Source organism: Slackia piriformis YIT 12062 (assembly GCF_000296445.1).
GTDB classification, from domain to species: Bacteria; Actinomycetota; Coriobacteriia; order Coriobacteriales; family Eggerthellaceae; genus Slackia; species Slackia piriformis.
Genome location: NZ_JH815198.1, coordinates 1,411,748 through 1,431,637, shown reverse-complemented (window position 1 = coordinate 1,431,637; position 19,890 = coordinate 1,411,748). Strand labels below are relative to the sequence as shown.

17 protein-coding genes are annotated in these 19,890 nt (G+C 56.8%); 13 read left to right on the top strand and 4 right to left on the bottom strand.

The annotated features are described in order from the left end of the window. The 4 genes from gatB (at window position 1) to HMPREF9451_RS09450 (ending at window position 4,449) form a co-directional block, all read left to right on the top strand. On the top strand, window positions 1-1,569 hold the full coding sequence (gene gatB, locus HMPREF9451_RS06365) for an Asp-tRNA(Asn)/Glu-tRNA(Gln) amidotransferase subunit GatB (protein WP_009139480.1): 1,569 nt from the start codon (window positions 1-3) through the stop codon (window positions 1,567-1,569). A gap of 477 nt (window positions 1,570-2,046) precedes the next feature. Further along, complete coding sequence (locus HMPREF9451_RS06360) at window positions 2,047-2,553, top strand: Ltp family lipoprotein (protein ID WP_009139479.1); 507 nt, start codon at window positions 2,047-2,049, stop codon at window positions 2,551-2,553. Window positions 2,554-2,643: 90 nt separating this feature from the next. Beyond that, window positions 2,644-3,063, top strand: a complete 420-nt coding sequence (locus tag HMPREF9451_RS06355; RefSeq protein WP_040626106.1) for a hypothetical protein — start codon at window positions 2,644-2,646, stop codon at window positions 3,061-3,063. A gap of 78 nt (window positions 3,064-3,141) precedes the next feature. Continuing rightward, entirely contained in the window at window positions 3,142-4,449 is a 1,308-nt protein-coding gene (locus HMPREF9451_RS09450; RefSeq protein WP_051000981.1) for a serine/threonine protein kinase, read from the top strand. A 224-nt stretch (window positions 4,450-4,673) separates the two neighbouring features. On the opposite strand, the gene HMPREF9451_RS06345 is transcribed toward HMPREF9451_RS09450, so the two are convergent. Continuing rightward, window positions 4,674-5,243, bottom strand: a complete 570-nt coding sequence (locus HMPREF9451_RS06345; protein ID WP_009139476.1) for a hypothetical protein — start codon at window positions 5,241-5,243, stop codon at window positions 4,674-4,676. A gap of 231 nt (window positions 5,244-5,474) precedes the next feature. Here HMPREF9451_RS06345 and HMPREF9451_RS06340 point away from each other — a divergent pair, with 231 nt between their 5' ends. From HMPREF9451_RS06340 to HMPREF9451_RS06315, 4 genes are all read left to right on the top strand, one after another. After that, entirely contained in the window at window positions 5,475-5,900 is a 426-nt protein-coding gene (locus HMPREF9451_RS06340; protein WP_009139475.1) for an FKBP-type peptidyl-prolyl cis-trans isomerase, read from the top strand. A 1,524-nt stretch (window positions 5,901-7,424) separates the two neighbouring features. Beyond that, complete coding sequence (fsa, locus tag HMPREF9451_RS06325) at window positions 7,425-8,105, top strand: fructose-6-phosphate aldolase (protein WP_009139472.1); 681 nt, start codon at window positions 7,425-7,427, stop codon at window positions 8,103-8,105. After that, the gene (rho, locus tag HMPREF9451_RS10135) at window positions 8,102-10,471 is read left to right on the top strand and encodes a transcription termination factor Rho (RefSeq protein WP_009139471.1); all 2,370 of its coding nucleotides are present in this window, start codon (window positions 8,102-8,104) and stop codon (window positions 10,469-10,471) included. The genes fsa and rho overlap by 4 nt, the downstream gene beginning before the upstream one ends. A gap of 317 nt (window positions 10,472-10,788) precedes the next feature. Beyond that, window positions 10,789-12,144 (top strand): MFS transporter, encoded by a 1,356-nt coding sequence (locus HMPREF9451_RS06315; protein WP_009139470.1) that lies wholly within the window; start codon window positions 10,789-10,791, stop codon window positions 12,142-12,144. 78 nt (window positions 12,145-12,222) lie between these two features. Here HMPREF9451_RS06315 and HMPREF9451_RS06310 read toward each other — a convergent pair whose 3' ends face one another. The 3 genes from HMPREF9451_RS06310 to HMPREF9451_RS06300 form a co-directional block, all read right to left on the bottom strand. Continuing rightward, on the bottom strand, window positions 12,223-13,395 hold the full coding sequence (locus tag HMPREF9451_RS06310) for an NAD(P)-dependent malic enzyme (protein ID WP_009139469.1): 1,173 nt from the start codon (window positions 13,393-13,395) through the stop codon (window positions 12,223-12,225). Window positions 13,396-13,477: 82 nt separating this feature from the next. Then, the gene (locus HMPREF9451_RS06305; protein ID WP_009139468.1) at window positions 13,478-13,696 is read right to left on the bottom strand and encodes an acyl carrier protein; all 219 of its coding nucleotides are present in this window, start codon (window positions 13,694-13,696) and stop codon (window positions 13,478-13,480) included. Between the two features lie 127 nt (window positions 13,697-13,823). Then, window positions 13,824-14,486 carry an N-acetyltransferase gene (locus HMPREF9451_RS06300; RefSeq protein ID WP_009139467.1) on the bottom strand — a complete coding sequence of 221 codons (663 nt, stop codon included), beginning with the start codon at window positions 14,484-14,486 and terminating at the stop codon, window positions 13,824-13,826. 264 nt (window positions 14,487-14,750) lie between these two features. On the opposite strand from HMPREF9451_RS06300, the gene HMPREF9451_RS06295 reads away from it, so the two are divergent. The 5 genes from HMPREF9451_RS06295 to HMPREF9451_RS06275 all read left to right on the top strand — a co-directional run bounded on the left by HMPREF9451_RS06295 (window position 14,751) and on the right by HMPREF9451_RS06275 (window position 19,886). Beyond that, window positions 14,751-16,313, top strand: coding sequence for a S1C family serine protease (locus HMPREF9451_RS06295; RefSeq protein WP_009139466.1), 1,563 nt, complete (start codon window positions 14,751-14,753; stop codon window positions 16,311-16,313). Between the two features lie 217 nt (window positions 16,314-16,530). After that, window positions 16,531-17,250, top strand: a complete 720-nt coding sequence (gene pyrH / locus HMPREF9451_RS06290; RefSeq protein ID WP_009139465.1) for a UMP kinase — start codon at window positions 16,531-16,533, stop codon at window positions 17,248-17,250. 125 nt (window positions 17,251-17,375) lie between these two features. Beyond that, the gene (gene frr, locus HMPREF9451_RS06285) at window positions 17,376-17,933 is read left to right on the top strand and encodes a ribosome recycling factor (RefSeq protein ID WP_009139464.1); all 558 of its coding nucleotides are present in this window, start codon (window positions 17,376-17,378) and stop codon (window positions 17,931-17,933) included. Window positions 17,934-18,157: 224 nt separating this feature from the next. Beyond that, window positions 18,158-18,940 carry an isoprenyl transferase gene (locus HMPREF9451_RS06280; RefSeq protein ID WP_009139463.1) on the top strand — a complete coding sequence of 261 codons (783 nt, stop codon included), beginning with the start codon at window positions 18,158-18,160 and terminating at the stop codon, window positions 18,938-18,940. A gap of 1 nt (window position 18,941) precedes the next feature. Next, window positions 18,942-19,886, top strand: coding sequence for a phosphatidate cytidylyltransferase (locus HMPREF9451_RS06275; protein WP_009139462.1), 945 nt, complete (start codon window positions 18,942-18,944; stop codon window positions 19,884-19,886). Window positions 19,887-19,890 lie beyond the last annotated feature (4 nt).

Genomic DNA, 19,890 nt, shown 5'->3' with positions numbered 1-19,890 from the left:
ATGAAAACTCTTGAAGAGGTTCTGAAAGACTGGGAGGCTGTTATCGGACTCGAGGTCCATGCCGAGCTCACCACGTTGAATACCAAGATGTTCTGCGGCTGCAAGCTTGAATTCGGCGCCGAACCCAATACTCGTACCTGTCCGGTGTGCCTCGGGCTTCCGGGCGCGTTGCCCGTGCCCAACAAGGCGGCCATCGAGTCTATCGTGCTTGCCGGTCTTGCCACCAACTGCGACATCGAGAAGCATTCCATGTTCTATCGCAAGAACTACATGTATCCCGATATGTCGAAGAACTTCCAGACCACGCAGGGCCCGGTAGCGTTTTGTATGCGTGGTCATCTTGACCTCGATGTGGACGGCCCCGGCGCTAAAGAGCGCATTGACCTGGGAGGTCTTGAAGTCGGCGAAAGCCGCGGCAACGTGACGCGCACCGAAGACGGCTACGTTGCGCATGTGGGCATTACGCGTATTCATATGGAAGAGGATGCGGGCAAGATGGTGCACATCGGCGGCGGCGAAGGCCGAATAGCCGGTGCAACCCACTCGCTGGTGGATTACAACCGCGCAGGCACGCCGTTGATCGAGCTTGTGACCGAGCCCGAGCTGCGCACGCCTGAAGAGGCGCGTCTGTTCATGCAGAAGCTGCGTCAAATCTATTTGGCAATCGGCATTTCCGACTGCTCCATGGAAGAGGGTTCGCTGCGCTGCGACGGCAACGTGAGCTTGCGCCGCCGCGGAGAGACGAAGTTCGGCACCAAGACCGAGCTGAAGAACATGAACAGCTTCAAGAACCTGCATGACGGCCTGGCATACGAAATATGCCGTCAGGCCGAGGTCCTTGAAGAGGGCGGCATCATCTATCAGGAAACCCGCCACTGGGATCCTTCTGCGAAGCGTACTATCGTCATGCGCGTGAAGGAAACTGCGGATGACTACCGTCTGTTCCCCGAGCCCGACTTGGCGCCGTACGATCTTTCCGACGAGTTTATCGAAGGTGTTCGTGCCAAGCTTCCCGAGCTTCCCGATCAGAAAGCCAAGCGTTTCGAGGCCGATTTCGGTCTTTCTGCCTATGATGCGCGTCATCTGGTGGAACATCGTGTGACGTCGGCGTTTTTCGAAGAAGGCATGAAAGCCGCTGCGGATGCGAAGCTTGCGAAACCGCTTGCCAACTTGGTTATCAACGACATTACGGCGCGTATGAACGCAGACGAATCGTTCGATCTGGAGGCTTCGCCGCTCACGCCCGCTCGTGCGGTTGAGCTTGTGAAAATGACGGCTGAAGATGTTATTTCCTCCAAGCAGGGTAAAGAGGTGTTCGCCGCCGTTATCAACGAGGACAAAGATCCTGCGGCTATCGTTGAAGAGCGCGGCATGAAGCAGGTCAGCGACACCGGTGCTATCGAGGCGGTTGTCGACGGCGTTATTGCTGCGAATCCCGATGAGGTCGCCCGCTACAAAGAAGGCAATACCAAGCTCATCGGATTCTTCGTGGGCCAGTGCATGAAAGAGATGCGCGGCCAGGGCAATCCGAAGGTCATCAACCAGATTCTTGCGAAGAAACTGGGCTAGGGTGTTCTTGCCGAGCGCTTGTCCAACGGAATAAAGTCCAACATGAGAAAAGAGCTGCGAATTCGTTTCGCAGCTCTTTTTTGATGTGCGAGTTGGCTTTATTGCCTCATTCGGGAAAGTCGATTCCGTAGTACACCTGCGGCGCAAGATTGCATTGTTGGCGCATTGTTCGTTCCACGATGGCGTATCTGCTTCTTTGTTAGCGCTGTAGATAATCCAGTATTTGCATGCAGTCGCGTTGGCGCTGCGCCATTTCACCCCGCATATCCCGCTAAAAGCAGGCATCCTGCGACGGCGACCGTGCCGAGCCATTTGATGACAGAGATCGTTCGCGCCCCTGTGCCGCCGCCGAAGCGAGCGGCGCTGGTCCTCAGGCCTCCCGGTTCGTTCTTAGCTGCCAGCTAATGTTTTGTTGCGCTGTTTTCTCTAGGATTGACGCGTGTCAAAAGATATGTTGTGCGTATGAAAGGAAACAAGATGGAAGCAAAGAAACCTGTATATAAGCGCGTATGGTTCTGGATTGTAATTGCCGTTGTGGTGGTGGCGATAGCGGGCGGCGCAGCAGGGGGAGGTGGCACGCAAGAGAAAACGGCTGACATTGCGCCTGCGGATAGCGCATCATCCTCGGCCGCTTCTTCTACTTCCGCGACTGAGGAGGCGGCGGTTAAAGAAGAGCCTGAAGTGCCGACGGAATATACGTCTGCTCTCAAGAAAGCCCAGTCCTATAGCGATACAATGCATATGTCAAAAGCCGGATTGTACGACCAGCTTACTTCCGAGTATGGTGAGCAGTTTTCTGCGGAGGCCGCGCAATATGCGGTCGATAATGTCAATGCCGATTGGAACGCTAATGCACTTGCGAAAGCGAAGAGCTATCAGGACACTATGAGCATGTCGCCCGAAGCGATTCGCGATCAGCTTATGTCTGAATATGGCGAGCAGTTTACTCAGGAAGAGGCCGATTACGCCGTGGCCAATCTTTAATACGAGCCACTTCGTTCATCTTGAGTAGTAAGGCATATTTTAATGGGTGGACAATCCGGCGTCGTCACCCGAAGGAGAAGAAAACGTCGCGTGAAAGAGCCGTTGACAGAAGAATTGCTCGAGGAGCTGCTTGCAAGTCCAAGTCCGACGAAGTTCGTCAAGAAACATCATCTTGCCAACCAAACCCTCTCGGAGCTCCTCAATGCATTTCTTGAGGAAAAGGGGTTGGCAAGAGCGGACGTCATTCGCGCGGCCGCTTTGAACGAAACGTTCGGATACCAGATTTTCATGGGGCAGCGCAATCCTTCGCGCAACAAGGTTCTGCAAATTGCCTTCGCCATGCGCTTGAACTTGCGTGAAACCAACCGCATACTTCGGGCGGCGGGCGCAAGCGATTTGTACTGCAAGAACCGCCGTGATGCAATCATCATCTTCTGCCTGGACAAGGGATATCGGTTGCAGAAAACGAACGAAGAGCTGTATCGCTTCGACGAAGAAACTATCTGCTAGGCGCCCCTCCTTTCTGGCCGAGGGGCGCGCCATTTTCGACCGGCCATCTGGTACTATGAAATTATGCAGACTGACGAATTGACCGAACATTTGAACTCCCTTCAGCGCGAGGAATGCTATCGCGTCGAGTCGGTATTGAAGGAATCCGAGTTCGAAACCACGCAGCGCGTCATGTTCGTCGGAGCGAATGGGGCCGAGCAAGGCCCGTTCATTAGGAAATACATTGCCCGCGATTCGGGATTGGGCTCGGCGTACGAGCGCGTGTTCGAAGCGCAGCGTCAGGGCCGTCGTTTCCTCTATATTCCTCGCATAGCCGATTGCTACACGCTTGGGGAAGACCTCGTGGTAATCATGGAATATGTGCAGGGCGAAACCCTTCAAGACGTCGTGTATCGATGCGATCCCTCCATGCAGCTTGCTGCGGATATTTTTCCGCGTCTGTGCGATGCCGTTCTTGAGCTGCACGAAGGGTTTGGAGCTCCTCTTATCCATAGGGATTTGAAGCCGTCTAACATCATGGTTTCATGTGGCGGTCTTTCGCTTATAGACCTGGGTATTGCTCGCGAGTATAAAGGTGATGCAACAACCGATACGCATCATTTCGGTACCCGTGCCTATGCGCCGCCCGAACAGTTCGGGTTTGGACAGACAACGGTGCGAAGCGATGTCTACGCGCTGGGAATGATTCTGTATTTCTGCCTTGTGGAGCAGACGCCTGATGCCGTCGTGCGAGAGCGGGGGTTCTTCGACCCCCGCATTCCTGATCCCGTACGATCGGTGCTTATGCGCGCGACGGAATTCGACCCTGCTCTTCGCTACAAGAACGTTCGCGAACTTAAGCGGGCGTTTTGCTCAGCTGTGCGTGCTTGTGGGTTTGCGGGGTCCCTTTCGGCTCCGTTCGAGCGCGAGGACGTTCCGCCCGCTGATTTGAGCGGATGCGTGTCCGTTTCCTCTTTCACGCGTGATTCTATGCCTCATTCGGGAAAGCTTCAGCAGATGGAGGTTGCTGTCAAGTCGGCGTTTCGTTCTGCCGCTTTGAACGTTGGCTTCGTCTTGCAAAAGACTCCTCTGTGGCTCGGCACGGTTTGGAACGTGGTTGTCTTAGCGGCCCTTTTTCTGCTGCTGGTGGGCTGCTCCCAGGCTACGTTTCATCCAAACGGGCACGATGCGAACTATCCGTTCGGGTTTCTGGCGTTTCAATACCTGGGCTACTGCGCTACTAATTTCATAGCCTTGGCGGTCCTTTTGATCGATAAACGAAAGATGAAAGCGCGGTTTCCGCGCGTGGCATGGCCTTCATTTCCCAGGTTGGGGAAATGGGTTGCGATGTATATGCTGATCAGCTTTGTCGCATATGCTGTGATCGCTCAGCCGTTCGTGTCCTGAATGACGCGAATACTGGCTGCGGGGCGAATGCGCTCGAGGACGCGGCGTGGTTTCGAAGAAAAGAGGTTGAAGAGCGAGCAGGGGCTCGCAGACGGAAAAAGGGGCTTAGAAAAGGGGCTTAGGGAACGAAAAAGAGGTCGCCAGACGGCGACCTCTTTTGGTGTGCAGGCATGCTGCTCCGTCAAACTTGCGCTTGAAAAGGCATTCGCCCATTCAAGGCCGGCTTACGAGAAGAATGCGTTGTAGATTTCGCTCTCGGCCGAATCCGACATTGTCCACGCGCCGTCAACAAGGTTGTACTGGAACTCGCATTCCACGGTGGACGGTTCGGTTTCGTTCATGGCCTGCATCAGAATTTCCCCGATTTTCTTGTTCAGGTCATCCATGCTCATGTCGGTGATTTCATCGCTCGCGGCGAATTCTTCGGAAATCTCGTTTGCGCGGTCGTTTGCCGCATTGAAGGATTTGCAGGTCACGTTGACAATGGCCGTGGCGCTCTGGCCGTCTTCGGCAACGTTGACGGACACGATGGAATAGTCGAACCCGCCAAGCATGGCCTTGATGTACTCTGCTCCGTCAATGCCGAAATCCGAAAGGTCGGCGCCGGATTCGGCGTCCTGGGCAAGTTCGTCCACGGCTGCCTGGTCGAGGTTTTTGATCGGGTCGAACTGGGTGGCAATGTCTTGCGAGATAACCTCTTCCGGATCAGGGCCGGAAGAGCATGCGGCGAGCATCATGCCGCATGCAAGTGCGGCAGCAAGGCATAATGCTGCAAAAAACCTGGTCTTTTTCATGGTTTCCCCTCCTTGTGGCGCGGGCCTTTCCCGCGATTGGCTGCATTCTATCATCCAGGGAAGGGGAGGCGCGGAGAAGGCGTCGTGCGGAGGATGAGAGGCGTCTGTTCGGTGGACGGGCGTGTTGCAGAGGAGTGTTCGCCCTGTCAAGAACCGAGGTCTGTACTTTTGGGAACAGACGCTCTCGGGTATTATGATGGGAATTGTTTTCAACCCGAAAGGACGTGCTCAATGAGCAACGAAGGTAAAAAGGTCAAGACGCACTACCGCGGCACGCTGGCCGACGGCACCCAGTTCGATAGCAGCTATGACCGCGGCGAGCCGCTGGAGTTCACCTGCTGCGCGGGCATGATGATTCCTGGCTTCGATGCCGCTGTGAAAGACATGGCTCTTGGCGAGAAAAAGACCGTCACCATTCCTGCGGCCGAGGCATACGGCGAATACAACCCGCAGGCTGTTCAGTCTGTTCCGGTTTCTCAGATCCCCAATGCCGCACAGCTTCCCGTGGGGGAGACCGTGTATTTCCAGGGTCCCGCCGGCCCGTTCCCGGCCAAGGTCGTGTCGGTCGATGAGGAGAAGGCCGTGTTCGACATGAATCACGAGCTTGCAGGCAAGGATCTCACGTTCGAAATCGAGCTGGTGGAGATTGCCGACTAGCGCAAAGCGTCGAACGATTGCGTTCTTCATTGGGCTCGCCTCCTGCAATCGCGAGTTTCCAACGCTATACTTCATGTGAAAAGCCGCCCACGAGGCGGCTTTTTTGCGATGTGCAGGCGTTTGGAGGTTTGCGGATATAAGGTGGTCGGTGATTTCGACAAAAGTGAAATAACTCTATGTGAGCTGCGGTTTTATGTTGCACGGGTATTGACGAAAGTGCTCGGGGCGACATCGGAAGGGCAAAACCTCGAAGGGGCTCAGGAATCACCTCTGAGCAGCCCGGGGGTGTTGGGGCGTCTTCCTAAAAGCGGAACACCATTTTCGCTGCAATTCTTGCTGTTGTGGCTCTTTTCGCCGTCCTGTCTGCAACGCATGTGATTTGCTTTCATGAATGGTCGGAGCCAACGTGCACGCATCCGTCTGTTTGCAGCGTATGCGGAAAAACCCAGGGAGATGCACTTGAGCACGAATGGCAAGAGGCTACATGCACGGCGCCTCAAACGTGTTCTCTCTGTGGAACCACTAAAGGCAAGGAGCTTGGGCATGATGTAAAGGAATGGAGCATTGCCGCCGAGCCTTCGTGTGCAGAAAAGGGGATGGAAGTGGGCGAGTGCGTCCGATGCGGCTCCACGGTGGAGAAAGCCATTCCCGTAATTGGCCATACTCCCGGCGATTGGGTTGTCGTTACGGAGCCTAGTGTCGGGCAGGACGGAAAGGCTGTTTCTGGCTTGCGTTCGTATTCTTGCGCAGTGTGCGGGAAGGAGCTTGGAAGCGAGTCCATTGAGCTATCTGCGGAAGAGATTGAATCGTATTTCAAAGAAGGATGCTCGGCTTTAACGTATGAGCAGGTTGCGCGCGATCCCGATGCGTATAAAGGGGAGAAAGCGACTTTTACCGGCGAGGTTATCCAGGTAATGCAGGAGGGTGATACGTATACGCTGAGGGTCAATGTGACTCCAACTTCCTACGGGTACAAAGACGCAATCTTGGTTTGCATACTGCCAAGGTGGGGGACCAGCGTATTCTTGAAGACGACGTGGTTACTTTATACGGAACGACGGCGGGTATGTTCCATGGTTTGTTGGAATCCATGCTATTTCGGACGTTTGTGCCAGGAAAATGGCACTTTCGCCGAGATAGTATGGATGGTGGAGCCCTTTTGTCTTCAGCGCGAATCGAGGGAATGCAAAACACCAGTTCAGAAGCTTGCCTTCCGTGAGTGTCTTATCGTCCGCTTTCGTGAGGCATACTATCTCGTCGTTTCGTGCGTTTGCCGTGTCAAAAACGCACGAAATAGTATGGCGAAGCCGCGGTTGCTCCTTTTTCGGGGCGCGAAGGCGCTGGCGCGAGTTTTTTTGCGCGGCACGTGCGCAACGCAGCGCTTCGTGGTATTATCAGCCCGTTCGTTTGATCGAATCCCATTTCACATTCCTAGCTTTTTCTCGCGATCGCAGCATCGCATTTTCATGTGTGTCATAGGCTTTCGCCGCCTGGCGAAGGCATTTCCATATCTAAGGAGGAAACGTGAAGTTCTTTCTGGACACCGCTGATTTGGAAGAAATCAAGGAAGCGGCAAGCTGGGGCGCTCTGGCGGGCGTGACCACCAATCCCACGCTCTATTCCCGCATCGGCGGCAAGCTCGATGGTTTTCACGACCACATTGCTCGCATCTGCGAAATCGTCGACGGCCCGGTAAGCGCCGAGAGCGTTGCCATGACGCGCGACGAAATCATCCGTGATGGCCGTGAGCTGGCGAAAATCGCTCCTAACGTCGTCGTGAAAATCCCGACGATGGTGGAAGGCCTGGCAGCATGCCGCGCCCTTTCCGACGAGGGCATTCGCGTCAACATGACCCTGTGCTTCACGGTGCCCCAGGCAATTCTTGCTGCTCGCGCCGGCGCTCGTTACATCTCTCCGTTCGTCGGCCGTTTTGACGATATCTCCGAAGACGGTCTTTCTCAGCTCGGCGACGTAGTCACCGCTATCAACAACTACGACTACTCTGCTAACACCGTCAATGGAGAGCAGGTGGAGATCATCGCTGCTTCCATCCGCAGCGCGAACCACGTCACGCAGTCTGCCTTAATGGGCGCCGATATCGCAACGGTTCCGTTCGGCGTGCTGAAGAAAATGGTTCAGCATCCGCTTACCGACCGTGGTCTTGAGTCGTTCCTCAAGGACTGGGAAAAGGTTGCTAACGCATGATCTCTGATGAAATGACGAAGGCGGAAGCGGCCGAAGCGCCTGCTTCCGCTTCGATTGCACCCGCCGATGCGGGGAAGGCTGCCGAGGCGCAGCAGACTGAGGCGCCGAAGAAACGAGTCGGCCGCCCGCGTAAAAAAACCGAAGCAGATGAAAAACCGGCTTCCGAAGAGGGACAGAAGGAGGCGCCCGCATCTTCGAGAAGGGCTTCCGCTTCCTCACGTGTTTCCGCGAAAGAAGCAACCGCCCCGATGGGGGAGATGTCTGGCTCCGCGGATGAATCCGCTGCTCCGAAGCGTGTAACGCGTACGACGCGTAAAAAAGCGGCTTCTGACGAAGAGGCCGAAAACGCCGCTCCGCGCAAGCGCACGCGCCGTGCAGCAGGGGATTCTGCTGAGGTTTCTTCGTCTGATCGTGCGTCAGAAAAGCCTCGTCAGGAGATGATCCAGTTTGACTCCGACGCTTCGTCGGCGAAGTCTGACGAAAGCTCCTCTCGCGCGGAGAATGCTGCTGCGACCGATCAAGAGGCTTCTTCCAAGCCCGCGACGCGCAAGCGCCCCGGTCGTTCCACGAAGCTTCGCATGGCTATCGAAGCTGCGGAATCTGCAGATGAAAAGGCTGGCAAAGCATCCGAGGATGCAGATGCCCTCCAGGAATCTTCGGATGAGGAAAAGCCCGCCCGTCGCCGTTTGGCTCGTTCAAGGAAGGCGAAAACCGCATCCGAACAGCACGAACAAGGTGCCGAAGAATCCGCTTCGCGTGACGACGCCGGTTCGGTCGAAGAGCGCCAGAAAGATGGCGGCTCCGAGCACCGCGGCGATGTCGAGAAAAGTGGCTCCGAACTTTCCGAGGATGCCAAGAATCACGAAAAGCAGGATCGTCGCGAGCGCGATTATCGTTCGCAGCGCAACCAGCAGCGTCAGAATCAGCGCGAGCGTCGCCAGAATAAGCAGAACGGCAAACAGGACGGCCAGCAGAATCGTGACCGCGGCAACGACCGTCGCGACCGCGATCGTGACCGCGGCAACGAACAGCATCGTCGCCAGCGTCGCACCCACTCCCAAAACCGTGAACCTATAGCTCCTAAAACCAACATGGAAGAGCTCGCAAAGCTCAAGGTTGCCGAACTTCGCGAAAAGGCGGCCGAGCTCGGACTCGATGCTACGGGCTTGAAAAAAGCGGAACTGGTAGAGAAGGTCTACGAAGCGGCCGTTCGCGCCGAAGGTTTCATCGAGGTCGAGGGCATTCTGGATGTGCTGCAGGACGGCTACGGATTCCTGCGTACGAAAGGGTATCTCCCGAGCGAGAACGACGTCTATGTCGGTCTTGCGACCATTCGTCGCAACGGCCTTCGCAAGGGCGACCTCGTCAAAGGACAGACGCGTCCTGCCCGCGAAAACGAGAAGTACGCAGCTCTTCAGCAGGTGCTGGCCGTTAACGGAATGCCCGTCGATGAACAGGGTGAACGCGTTCGTTTCGGCGATTTGACCCCGGTGTTTCCCGACGAGTGCCTCATCATGGAGCACGGAAAGAGCACCATTACGGCGCGCGTAATCGACCTGGTGTCGCCTATCGGCAAAGGCCAGCGCGGCTTGATCGTTTCTCCTCCGAAGGCGGGCAAGACCACGGTTCTGAAAGACATAGCGGCCGCCATTACGGCGAACAACCCCGAGGTGCATCTCATGTGCCTGCTGGTTGACGAGCGTCCCGAAGAGGTTACCGACATGCAGCGCTCCATTAAGGGCGAAGTCATTGCCTCGACGTTCGATATGCCTACCGAGAATCACATCGCTGTTTCCGAGCTGGTCATCGAGCGTGCGAAACGCCTGGTGGAACGCGGCGAAGATGTTGTCGTGCTGCTTGACAGCCTGACTCGTCTTGCCCGCGCATACAACCTGGCACAGCCTGCCAGCGGTCGTATTCTCTCCGGCGGCGTGGATTCCACCGCGTTGTATCCGCCGAAGCGTTTCCTCGGTGCAGCGCGCAATATCGAGGGCGGCGGCAGCTTGACCATTCTTGCTTCAGCGCTTATCGAGACCGGTTCGAAGATGGACGAGGTCATTTTCGAGGAGTTCAAGGGCACGGGCAATATGGAGCTCAAGCTCGACCGCTCGCTCGCCGATCGTCGCGTGTTCCCGGCTATCGACCCGGTTGCTTCGGGTACGCGTCGCGAGGACTTGCTGCTTAATCCTCAAGAAGCTCCGCTCATCTGGGCCGTTCGTCGCATTCTGTCGAACATGAACAGCACTGAGCGCGCCATGGACATGCTTATCAAATCTTTGAAGCAGACCGACAACAACCAGGAATTCCTGTTGAGGACGGCAAAGAAGGCCCAAGGCAACAGGGATGCCGAAAACATCGAATTCTAGCGTTTTGCTCCTGCATGAGTGAACGCTCGCTTAATGAGACGCGCTTCGGCAACAAGTCGGAGCGCGTCTTGCGTCCAAGGCAGCGAAGAGGCCGACTATATGTCGGCCTCTTCGCTTGAAAGAAATAGATTCCTGCGATTTGTTGCTTTCGGGCGCGTTGGTGCCACGACCGACCAAGCCTTGCGATGCTTATCGGGCGCAGGCCACCATTGCCCAGATTCGAGTTATCGTGGCATTCGCCTTGCCAAATATGCGCACTCTTTATGTTTCGGCGTTATCATTGATCGGGATTAAAGAGGAAGCATTTCGGAGGTAGCATGATTATTCGAGAAGGCAAGAGCTGGGTATACGCGATTTTCGCCGTTGTTGTGCTTTCATCGGCGTTGGGTAATCTTTCTCAAACCGGCCTTAACGCCATGCTGGTCACCGTGTGCGAAGAATTCGGCATTTCGACGGGCGTCGGGCAGTGGCTCACCACGGTGTATATGTTCGTGCTTGGTGCGGTGGTTCCGCTCTCTTCGTATCTGATGGGCCGTTTCAGGCTGAAGGATTTGACGCTTGCCTCCATAGGCATTTTTATCATTGGCGCATTTATGGCCGCATGTGCTCAGGGATTTATCGTGCTGCTTGCCGGTCGTATCGTACAGGCCATTGCGGCAGGTATGCTTTTGCCTCTGCTGCAAACTATTGCCATGACGCGCTTCCCCGACGGGCGCAAGGCTACCGCTATGGGAATATCGGGTGTAGCGATGGGCTTCGCTCCCAATATCGGCCCCACGATAGGCGGGGCGATGGTTGATACGCTGGGATGGCGCAGCTTTTTCGTGCTTCTTGTGGCTCTTTCTCTCGCTCTCTTCGCGTTCTGCCTTTTCTTCATCAAGCGTCACGATGACGCCTCGTATCCGTCGGGGCTGGACCTTTTCTCGTTCGTGCTTTCTACCGTCGGGTTCGGCGGCATTCTGGTCGGATGCTCCGAGGCCTCGTCCTTCCCGTTGACGAATCCTCTCGTCTGGGGTCCTATCCTCGTGGGAGCTGCAGCGCTCGTTTGGTTCGTTAAGCGCCAGCGCGCTCTGGAGCAGCCGTTGATTGACATGGGCATTTTCAAGTCGAAAACGTACACGGCCGGCTTCATTGCCCAAGGATTGCTTTGCGCATCGTTCATGGGCATCACGCTGCTTGTCCCTCTTTATATCGAGGGCTTGAGGGGCGGCACGCCTCTTGAGGCGGGCATGGTTCTTCTGCCGGGGACCGTTGCCGCATTGATCGTCAATCCGCTGGCGGGGTATTTGACCGACAAAATAGGCGCACGTCCGGTCGGACTGGTCTTCGGGTGTTTTCTTGCCGTCGGTGCGGTAAGCATGGTCTTTTGCGACCAGGCGACGCCTTTGTGGGTCGTCTGCGTCATGCAGGGCGTGCGCAGCGTGGGCGTTTCGGGGCTTATCGGTCCGCTTACCTCGTGGAGCCTTTCCGAACTCAAGGGGAAAAGCGTCGGAGATGGCAGTTCTTTCGGCATAGCTGCCCGTCAGACATGCGCTTCGGTCGGCACCGCGCTGATGGTGCTTTGCGTCGAAGGCTCTTTGTTCGCCGGCATCACGGCGTTTCATGCGGCATTTGCCGCATCGGCCGTTTTTGCCGTGCTGACGCTTGCCCTTATCGCGAAATCGGTCAGATAGCTTTTATGCTGTCGGGACGAAAGGCAGAGAGCCTTTCGTCCCCGTTTTGCTGTGCGGGCGTACGCGCGAGGGTTGCTGCTACACGCGAGCGACGCCGCTTTCGCGAGCGGCCTGCGCGACGGCGGCGGCAACGGCGGGGGCGACGCGTTCGTCGAAAGCGCCGGGGATGATATATTCGGCGCTGCGCGAGTTGTCATCGACCAGGCTTGCAATGGCCTTGGTGGCGGCAACCATCATGTCGTCGTTGATGTCTCGTGCGCGCACGTCAAGCGCACCGCGGAAGATGCCGGGGAAGGCGAGCACGTTGTTGATCTGATTGGGGAAGTCCGACCGCCCCGTGGCGGCCACGGCTGCGCCCGCGGCGATGGCTTCGTCGGGCATGATTTCCGGCACGGGGTTCGCCATGGCGAAAACGATCGGATCGTCTGCCATGGAGTGCACCATGTCCTTCGTCATGACGCGCGGGGCGGACACGCCAATGAAGGCGTCGGCGTCCTTCAAGGCATCAGCCAGCGTACCTGTGAGGCGGCGCGGGTTGGTCATCGATGCGATTTCGGCATGAGTGGCGCTCAAAGACGAATCGCCCTCGCAGAGAATGCCGTTGATGTCGCACATCACGATGTCTTTCACGCCCAAACGAAGGAGCAGCTTGGCGATGGATGTTCCCGCAGCTCCGGCGCCGGAAAACACCACGCGGGTTTCGGCGAAGGAGCGTCCGGTGAGCTTGCAGGCGTTCATGAGGGCAGCGCAGGTGACCACGGCCGTTCCGTGCTGATCGTCGTGGAATACGGGAATATCGCAGCACTCTTTGAGCTTCGCTTCGATTTCGAAACAACGCGGGGCGGCGATGTCTTCAAGGTTGATGCCGCCGAAGCTGCCGGCCAGAAGCGAAACGGTGCGGACTATTTCGTCTACATCTTGTGTGCGCAGGCAAAGGGGGAAGGCGTCGACGCCGGCGAATTCTTTGAACAGTGCGCACTTGCCCTCCATGACGGGCATGCCCGCCTCGGGGCCGATATTGCCCAGGCCGAGGACCGCGCTGCCATCGGTGACGACGGCGACAAGGTTGCCGCGACGCGTGTAGGTATAGGAGAGGTCTGCGTCTTCGGCGATTTTCAGGCAGGGCTCGGCAACGCCGGGGGTGTAGGCTACAGCGAGTTCTTCGGGGGTGTTGATGGTGGCGCGGCTGATGACTTCTATTTTGCCGCGCCAGTCTTCATGCGCTTTGAGTGCAACGTGTTTTGCGTCCATGCTTGTCCTTATGGTTTGATGCGTGCATGCCCGTTTCATACGAAACGCCCGCTCATGGCGGGCGTTTTCGGTCACCGGGCTCTTAGAGACTGTCGATATAGGCGACAAGCTCGTCGATGGTGTTCAGGCCTTCGGGCTCTCCGAAGTCGATGTCGAGCTGGTCTTCGAGTTCGCAAATGAGTTCAACCATGTCAAGGGAGTCGACGTTGAGGGATTCGAAGGTGGAGTTGCCGTCGACCTTCGAAGGGTCGATGTCGAGTTTGTCTTGGAGGATCGCCTTGATGGTATCGATGGTGGCCATGCCGTTCCTTTCGTCATGCTCCGCTCGGCATTGCGTCGAGCGTCGGGCCGCAGAATGATGAAGCTATTTTAATCCAAGAGAAGCATGAAGTTCATCTGCATCGTCTTTTACACGAAGGCGACGGCTTTTAGCGCGGGCGACGAACCATGCGGCGTTCGTACGCCTCGATCCCTTCGGCATGCAGTTCGTCCACGAGTTCGAAGCCAAGGTGCTCGTACATGCTCTGAAGCCTGTCGGAATAGCATTCGAGGTAGCAGTTCAGGCCGTGCTCGTCGGCATAGGAGAAAAACGGTGCAAGCGCCCGTTTGAGCGAGCCTTTGCCGCGTGCCGCAGAATCGACCGCCCATGCGAAGAAATTGATGTGGTCTTCTCCGTCGTATGCGCGAGCCCAGTCGAAAGAAGATATGGCCTCCATCTCCTGTTCGCGCTTTTCGAGGGCGCGCACCTCTTCGGGGGTTGCGACCTGAAGGAAATGCCTGCCACCCTGTCCTTCCTCGATGGAGGTAAGGGTTTCGCCTCTCAACTCGCTGAAAAGATACCCTCCCACGGCGGCCGTGCCGTCTTCGAGAAGATGAATGCCTTCGTATGGAGCGAACGCGTCTATGTCGTCAAGGAAGATGGCTCGAAGCAGGGTTTTCTTACGTTCGTCGTCTGCCCCGAGGGCATCGAGGGAGGAAAGCCACGTGGCAAACCACTGCTCTTCGATGAAGCTGTCTCCGAGAAGGGCTGCGGCGTGTTCGATCAGCGCGGAATCGGAAGGGGATACGGTGACAAGTCCTGGCAATTTCATGATCGTCCTCTTTCTCTTTTCTTCATGCTAGCATGCGCGCACTACGGGCAATATGCACGGCAGCCTTTGTTGAGCAGGCGTTATGTTTACGAACCTGAAAGAATCGTTCAGTTTTGTGTGTGGATCGTGATGCTTATACGCTGCTTGACGTATCTACGGCAACGTGGCGATCACGAAGCGTTCGATAATGGGATTTCAAAGCGCTTGGGTGATAGAGTGCAGCGTGAAAAGAGCGAGATTCGCAAGAGAAAGCGAGTGATCACCATGACTGAAGAGAACAAGAACGCATACGGCGCAAATCAGAATTCTGGGCAGGGAGCAGCAGGCCCGCAGCATGCATCCCAAGAGACCGTCTCCTTCGGGCAGCCGCAGGCAGAATCCCAACAGGCCGCCGGTCATACGCAGCAGTTCGCCTCTGCGCCTCAGACAAGCGCCGGCTACACCCAGCAGCAGCCTCAGATGCCTGCTCAGGCGACGAACGCGTACAACCAGCAGCAGGCGCAGGCGTATCAGGAGCGAGTTTACCAGGCTTACGCCGCCCAGTCCGCTCCGCAGCATGTGAAAACGGGCGCTTCGTCGAAGAAGAGCCTCGGCAAGACGTTCGGCGTGAGCTTTGCGGGAGCGGCGCTTGCCGTTGTGCTCGGTCTGGGAGGCTTCGCCGGATATCAGGCTGTCACGGGCGGCTCTCAGGGTTCCGGCGCGAGCCTGGGCTCATCGACCAGCACGAACATCACGGCGTCCGACACCGATGAGACGCTTGCCGAAGCGGTTGCGAACAAGGCGCTTCCTTCCATCGCGAGCATCGATATCTACCAGAAGGCTTCCGGCTCCACGCAATCGGCCTTCGGGTTCGAGGTTCCCGGCGCTGGATCGGACGATACGTTGACGCAGACCTCGCTTGGTTCGGGGGTCGTCATTTCCAAGGACGGCTACATCATCACGAACAACCACGTGGTCGAAGGCGCCGATGCAATAAAGGCGACGGTCAACGGGACGGAATACGATGCGACGTTGGTGGGCAGCGACGCATCGAGCGATATTGCCGTCATCAAGGTTGAGGCGAGCGACCTGACGCCTATCGAAATCGGCTCTTCTTCCGATTTGAAGGTGGGCGAGTGGGTCATGAGCTTGGGAAGCCCCTTCGGTCTTGAGAACTCCGTCTCCGAAGGCATCGTGAGCGCCCTGCAGCGTTCTACCACCATGCAGGACGAGGCTACGGGCGAGACGGTAATCTATCCCAACATGATTCAGACCGACGCCACCATCAATCCCGGCAACTCGGGCGGCGCGTTGGTCGATGCGGACGGCAAGCTGATCGGCATCAACTCCATGATTCAGTCGTCCTCTGGGTCGAGCTCGGGCGTCGGCTTCGCCATTCCCGTGGACTATGCCATGGACCTGGCGCAGCAAATCATTGACGGAAAGACTCCGACCCATGCCCAGCTTGGCGTGTCTATGGCTCAGATTAACTCCCAGATGGCGCAGTATTACGACCTGCCCACTGATACGGGCGTGTATGTGGCAAACGTGTACGCCGACAGCGCAGCGGCTGAGGGCGGCATAGAAAAGGGAGACATCATCACGTCGTTTGACGGCACGGCTATCACCTCTCCGTCCGACTTGCAGATGAAGGTGCGCGAGAAGAATCCGGGAGATACCGTGGATGTGGTGGTGAACCGCAATGGGGAAGAGAAGACCCTTTCGGTCACGCTTGGCTCCGATGAGAACGCGCTAACGCCTTCCTCGGATGCGCAGAGCTACGGATATGGAAGCAATAACGGCGATTTGTATGGCAACGGAGGCAATCTGTTCGGATTTGGAAACTAAGGTCGCTGCATAAAGCACGGACGACGAAGTCGTTTGGTTCTGAAGGCTCCCCATCGGGCAGAGCGCATGCGTTCCTTTGCAAACCCGCGTCCTTCTTCGTGGAGGACGCGGGTTTTCTTGTTCGGTGAAGTTGCGAAAAAGCGAACGATTAGAGACGGGAGGGCGTGCGGTATCGTACAATAGCGCGGATATCTTGATTCTTTCGAAAGGGGATTCCATGCCTGCTGAAGGTTATAAGTACCATCGCGTGTTGCTGAAGCTCTCCGGCGAGGCCCTTATGGGCGACGCCGGCTACGGCATCGACCCGAAAGTCATCGACGATCTTGCCGAGCAGATCAAAGAAATCGTCGAAGACGGCGTTCAGGTTGCCATCACCGTAGGCGGCGGCAACATCTTCCGCGGCGTCGCTGGCAGCGCTGATGGCATGGATCGTGCACAGGCCGACTACATCGGCATGCTCGCCACGGTTATGAACTCGCTGGCTTTGCAGGACGGTCTTGAGCGTCATGGCGTATCTTCTCGCGTTCAGTCTGCAATCGAGATGCACCAGGTCGCAGAAACCTACATTCGCCTGCGCGCCATTCGCCACATGGAAAAAGGCCGCGTCGTCATCTTCGCCGCGGGCACGGGCAACCCGTATTTCACCACCGACACCACGGCCGCCCTGCGTGCATGCGAAATCAACGCCGATTGCATGATGAAGGCGACGAAGGTCGACGGCATCTACGATTCCGACCCCAAGGCCAATCCCGACGCGAAGAAATTCGACAAGATCAGCTACCTTGACGTGCTCACCAAGGAGCTTAACGTCATGGACGCCGCTGCTATCTCGCTGTGCAAAGACAACGATATGCCGCTTCTGGTCTTCAACATGACCGAGCCCGGCAACATCGCCCGCGTCCTGAAGGGTGAAGGGTCCGCTACGCTGGTGTACTAATCACCGCGCTGACGCTGCCGCATGTCAAACCGTATTTGACCGGGCGTCCCGCAGAGCTGTAGCGTGCATATGGAAACGTTTAGAAGTTCGGAGCGCAACCATCGTTTCGAAAGGAAGGGAACACGATGACTGCTGAGATTATGGCCGCCACTGAGGCGAGCATGGAAAAGGCCCTCGAGAACCTCAAGGAGGCTTTCGTCAGCGTACGCACGGGTCGCGCCAATCCCATGATGCTCGACAAAATCAAGGTTGATTACTACGGCGTTCCTACGCCGATCAACCAGATGGCTGCCGTGAAAACCCCCGATGCTCACATGCTTATCATCGAGCCTTGGGACAAGTCCTGCCTGCGCGGCATTGAGGCTGCAATCCTCGCAAGCGACCTGGGAATCACCCCGTCCAACGACGGTTCCATGATTCGCCTTCCGTTCCCCGCTTTGACCGAGGAGCGTCGTAAGGAAATGGTCAAGCAGTGCAAGGCCTATGCCGAAGAGGGTCGTGTTGCAGTGCGCAACGCCCGTCGCGACGGCAATGCCAAGATCGAACGCCTGAAGAAAGACTCTGAGATTTCCGAAGACGATGCACGTCGCGCCGAAGAGCAGATTCAGAAGCTCACGGACAAATTCATCGGCACTGTCGACGAGATGCTGAAGAAAAAAGAAGCAGAGGTCATGGAAATCTAAGTTCGTCGGTCTTTCGGCGATTCAGGGCTTCTTGTCCTCGTTTAGGCCTGGAGCAACCTCGCTCGCCGACACCTTGCCTTCTTTCGCTCGCGCCGTCCTTGCGACGGCCGGGCTGGAAATGCACCGATGCTGCCGTCCGTATCGCGCGGGCGGCCGCCGCTTTTTTCGGTCCATTTCCAGCCTGTGCTCATGCACGGCTCCGATTCGAAGGAGAGGGGTACCACATGTTTCACAAGCCTCTTGATGTTATATTTCCCAATCCGCCTGCTGGATTGGATTTTCACGCGCTTGATCCCGAGCGTGTTCCCGAGCATGTTGCGGTTATCATGGACGGCAACGGCCGTTGGGCAAAAAAACGTGCCCTGAACAGGTTGAAAGGTCATAAAGCCGGCATCGAGGCCGTGCGCGAGACCATTCGTTGCGCAAGCGATACGGGCGTGCGTTATCTGACCATTTACTCGTTTTCCACGGAAAACTGGAAGCGCCCCGAAGAGGAAGTCACGGGGCTGATGGACCTGTTCGCCAAAACCATGCTTGCCGAGGTCGACGGCTTGCACGAAGAAAACGTACGCGTGCGCACCATTGGCGACTTGTCCAAGCTTCCCCGCGAAACCCGCGAAGCGTTCGACGAGGCGTGGGAGAAGACGAAAGATAACACGGGCATGACGCTGCTCGTCGCGGTGAATTACGGTTCGCGCCAAGAAATCCTGCGTGCCGTGCAGGCATGTGTGCGCGAGGCGGTTTTGCAGGGCGAACAGACGGGCGAGCTGCCCGCTGTTACCGAAGAGCTTTTCGAGCGTGGCCTTTACACGGCCGACGTTCCCGATCCCGATTTGGTGATTCGCACATCGGGCGAGATGCGCATCTCCAACTTCTTGCTCTGGCAGGTGGCGTATTCCGAGTTCTACTGCACCGACGTGCTCTGGCCCGATTTCAACCGATACGATTTCTTGCGCGCCCTGCTTGACTACCAGTCTCGCGATCGCCGTTTCGGGGCGGTGCAATAACGTGTCGGAGCAGCAGGATACCAAGCGAACGAAAAAAACCTACGAATCCGCCAAGACGAAAATGACGGAGAAAAAAGACGCCGCCAAAAAGTTCGTATACGCTAAAACGCCCGATAGACTCAAGAATGCAAGCGATTTGCAGGTTCGATTTCGCACAGGTTTCGTCTACGTGACCGTTTCGGTGCTCTGTGTGCTTGCGAGCGAATTGAGCACGGTGCTTCTGCTCTGCGCTCTTTCCGGCATTGCGGCGGGGGAGTTCTTCTATATGCTGCGAAGCGACGCGAAGCTTCCCAATGAGCTTCTCGGTATCGTGGCGGCCGTTGCGTATCCTTTAAGCGTGTGGCAGCTCGGTCTTCCCGGCGCCCTCATAGTGACGGGTGCTTTGCTCGTAGCCCTTTTGGTCTGGTACGTATTCTGGATGCGTGCCCGCGTGGGAGATGTCGGCGTGTCGTTTTTCGGCTCGGCCTATACGGGCCTGCTGCTTTCCAGCCTTATCGTCGTGCGCGAGGCAATTCCGGGCCTGTGGGGCGGAGTGCTCGTCATTGGCATTTTCTGCAGCGTATGGGCGAACGATTCCTTTGCATATCTGGTTGGCCGCAAGTTCGGCAAGCATAAGCTTGCTCCGCGCATTTCGCCGAAGAAAAGCTGGGAAGGTTTTGTGGGAGGCCTTATCGGGTCTGTGGTCATCTGGTGCCTCATGACATTGATTCCCGGCGTGAATATGGACCTTGTGCAGGCCGTGCCTTTCGGCATCGTGTGCGGACTGTTCGGCGTGCTGGGCGATCTGGCGGAAAGCCGCATCAAACGCAACTCCGGCGTGAAGGACTCGGGAACGATCATGCCCGGCCACGGCGGAATTCTCGACCGCTGCGACTCTCTGTTTTTGGCGTCGGTCACCGCTGCGGTTATGCTTGTCGGTGCCGGATGCGTTCCGTACGCCATCTAGGCAT

What these genes read in the sequence shown, in the direction of transcription:
- HMPREF9451_RS06305 (WP_009139468.1), bottom strand. Translation starts at nt 13,696, where the DNA reads ATGGCCACCATCGATACCATCAAGGCGATCCTCCAAGACAAACTCGAC.
- frr (WP_009139464.1), top strand. Translation starts at nt 17,376, where the DNA reads ATGACTGCTGAGATTATGGCCGCCACTGAGGCGAGCATGGAAAAGGCC.
- HMPREF9451_RS06300 (WP_009139467.1), bottom strand. Translation starts at nt 14,486, where the DNA reads ATGAAATTGCCAGGACTTGTCACCGTATCCCCTTCCGATTCCGCGCTG.
- HMPREF9451_RS06345 (WP_009139476.1), bottom strand. Translation starts at nt 5,243, where the DNA reads ATGAAAAAGACCAGGTTTTTTGCAGCATTATGCCTTGCTGCCGCACTT.
- rho (WP_009139471.1), top strand. Translation starts at nt 8,102, where the DNA reads ATGATCTCTGATGAAATGACGAAGGCGGAAGCGGCCGAAGCGCCTGCT.
- HMPREF9451_RS06310 (WP_009139469.1), bottom strand. Translation starts at nt 13,395, where the DNA reads ATGGACGCAAAACACGTTGCACTCAAAGCGCATGAAGACTGGCGCGGC.
- gatB (WP_009139480.1), top strand. Translation starts at nt 1, where the DNA reads ATGAAAACTCTTGAAGAGGTTCTGAAAGACTGGGAGGCTGTTATCGGA.
- HMPREF9451_RS06280 (WP_009139463.1), top strand. Translation starts at nt 18,158, where the DNA reads ATGTTTCACAAGCCTCTTGATGTTATATTTCCCAATCCGCCTGCTGGA.
- HMPREF9451_RS06360 (WP_009139479.1), top strand. Translation starts at nt 2,047, where the DNA reads ATGGAAGCAAAGAAACCTGTATATAAGCGCGTATGGTTCTGGATTGTA.
- HMPREF9451_RS06340 (WP_009139475.1), top strand. Translation starts at nt 5,475, where the DNA reads ATGAGCAACGAAGGTAAAAAGGTCAAGACGCACTACCGCGGCACGCTG.
- pyrH (WP_009139465.1), top strand. Translation starts at nt 16,531, where the DNA reads ATGCCTGCTGAAGGTTATAAGTACCATCGCGTGTTGCTGAAGCTCTCC.
- HMPREF9451_RS06295 (WP_009139466.1), top strand. Translation starts at nt 14,751, where the DNA reads ATGACTGAAGAGAACAAGAACGCATACGGCGCAAATCAGAATTCTGGG.
- HMPREF9451_RS06315 (WP_009139470.1), top strand. Translation starts at nt 10,789, where the DNA reads ATGATTATTCGAGAAGGCAAGAGCTGGGTATACGCGATTTTCGCCGTT.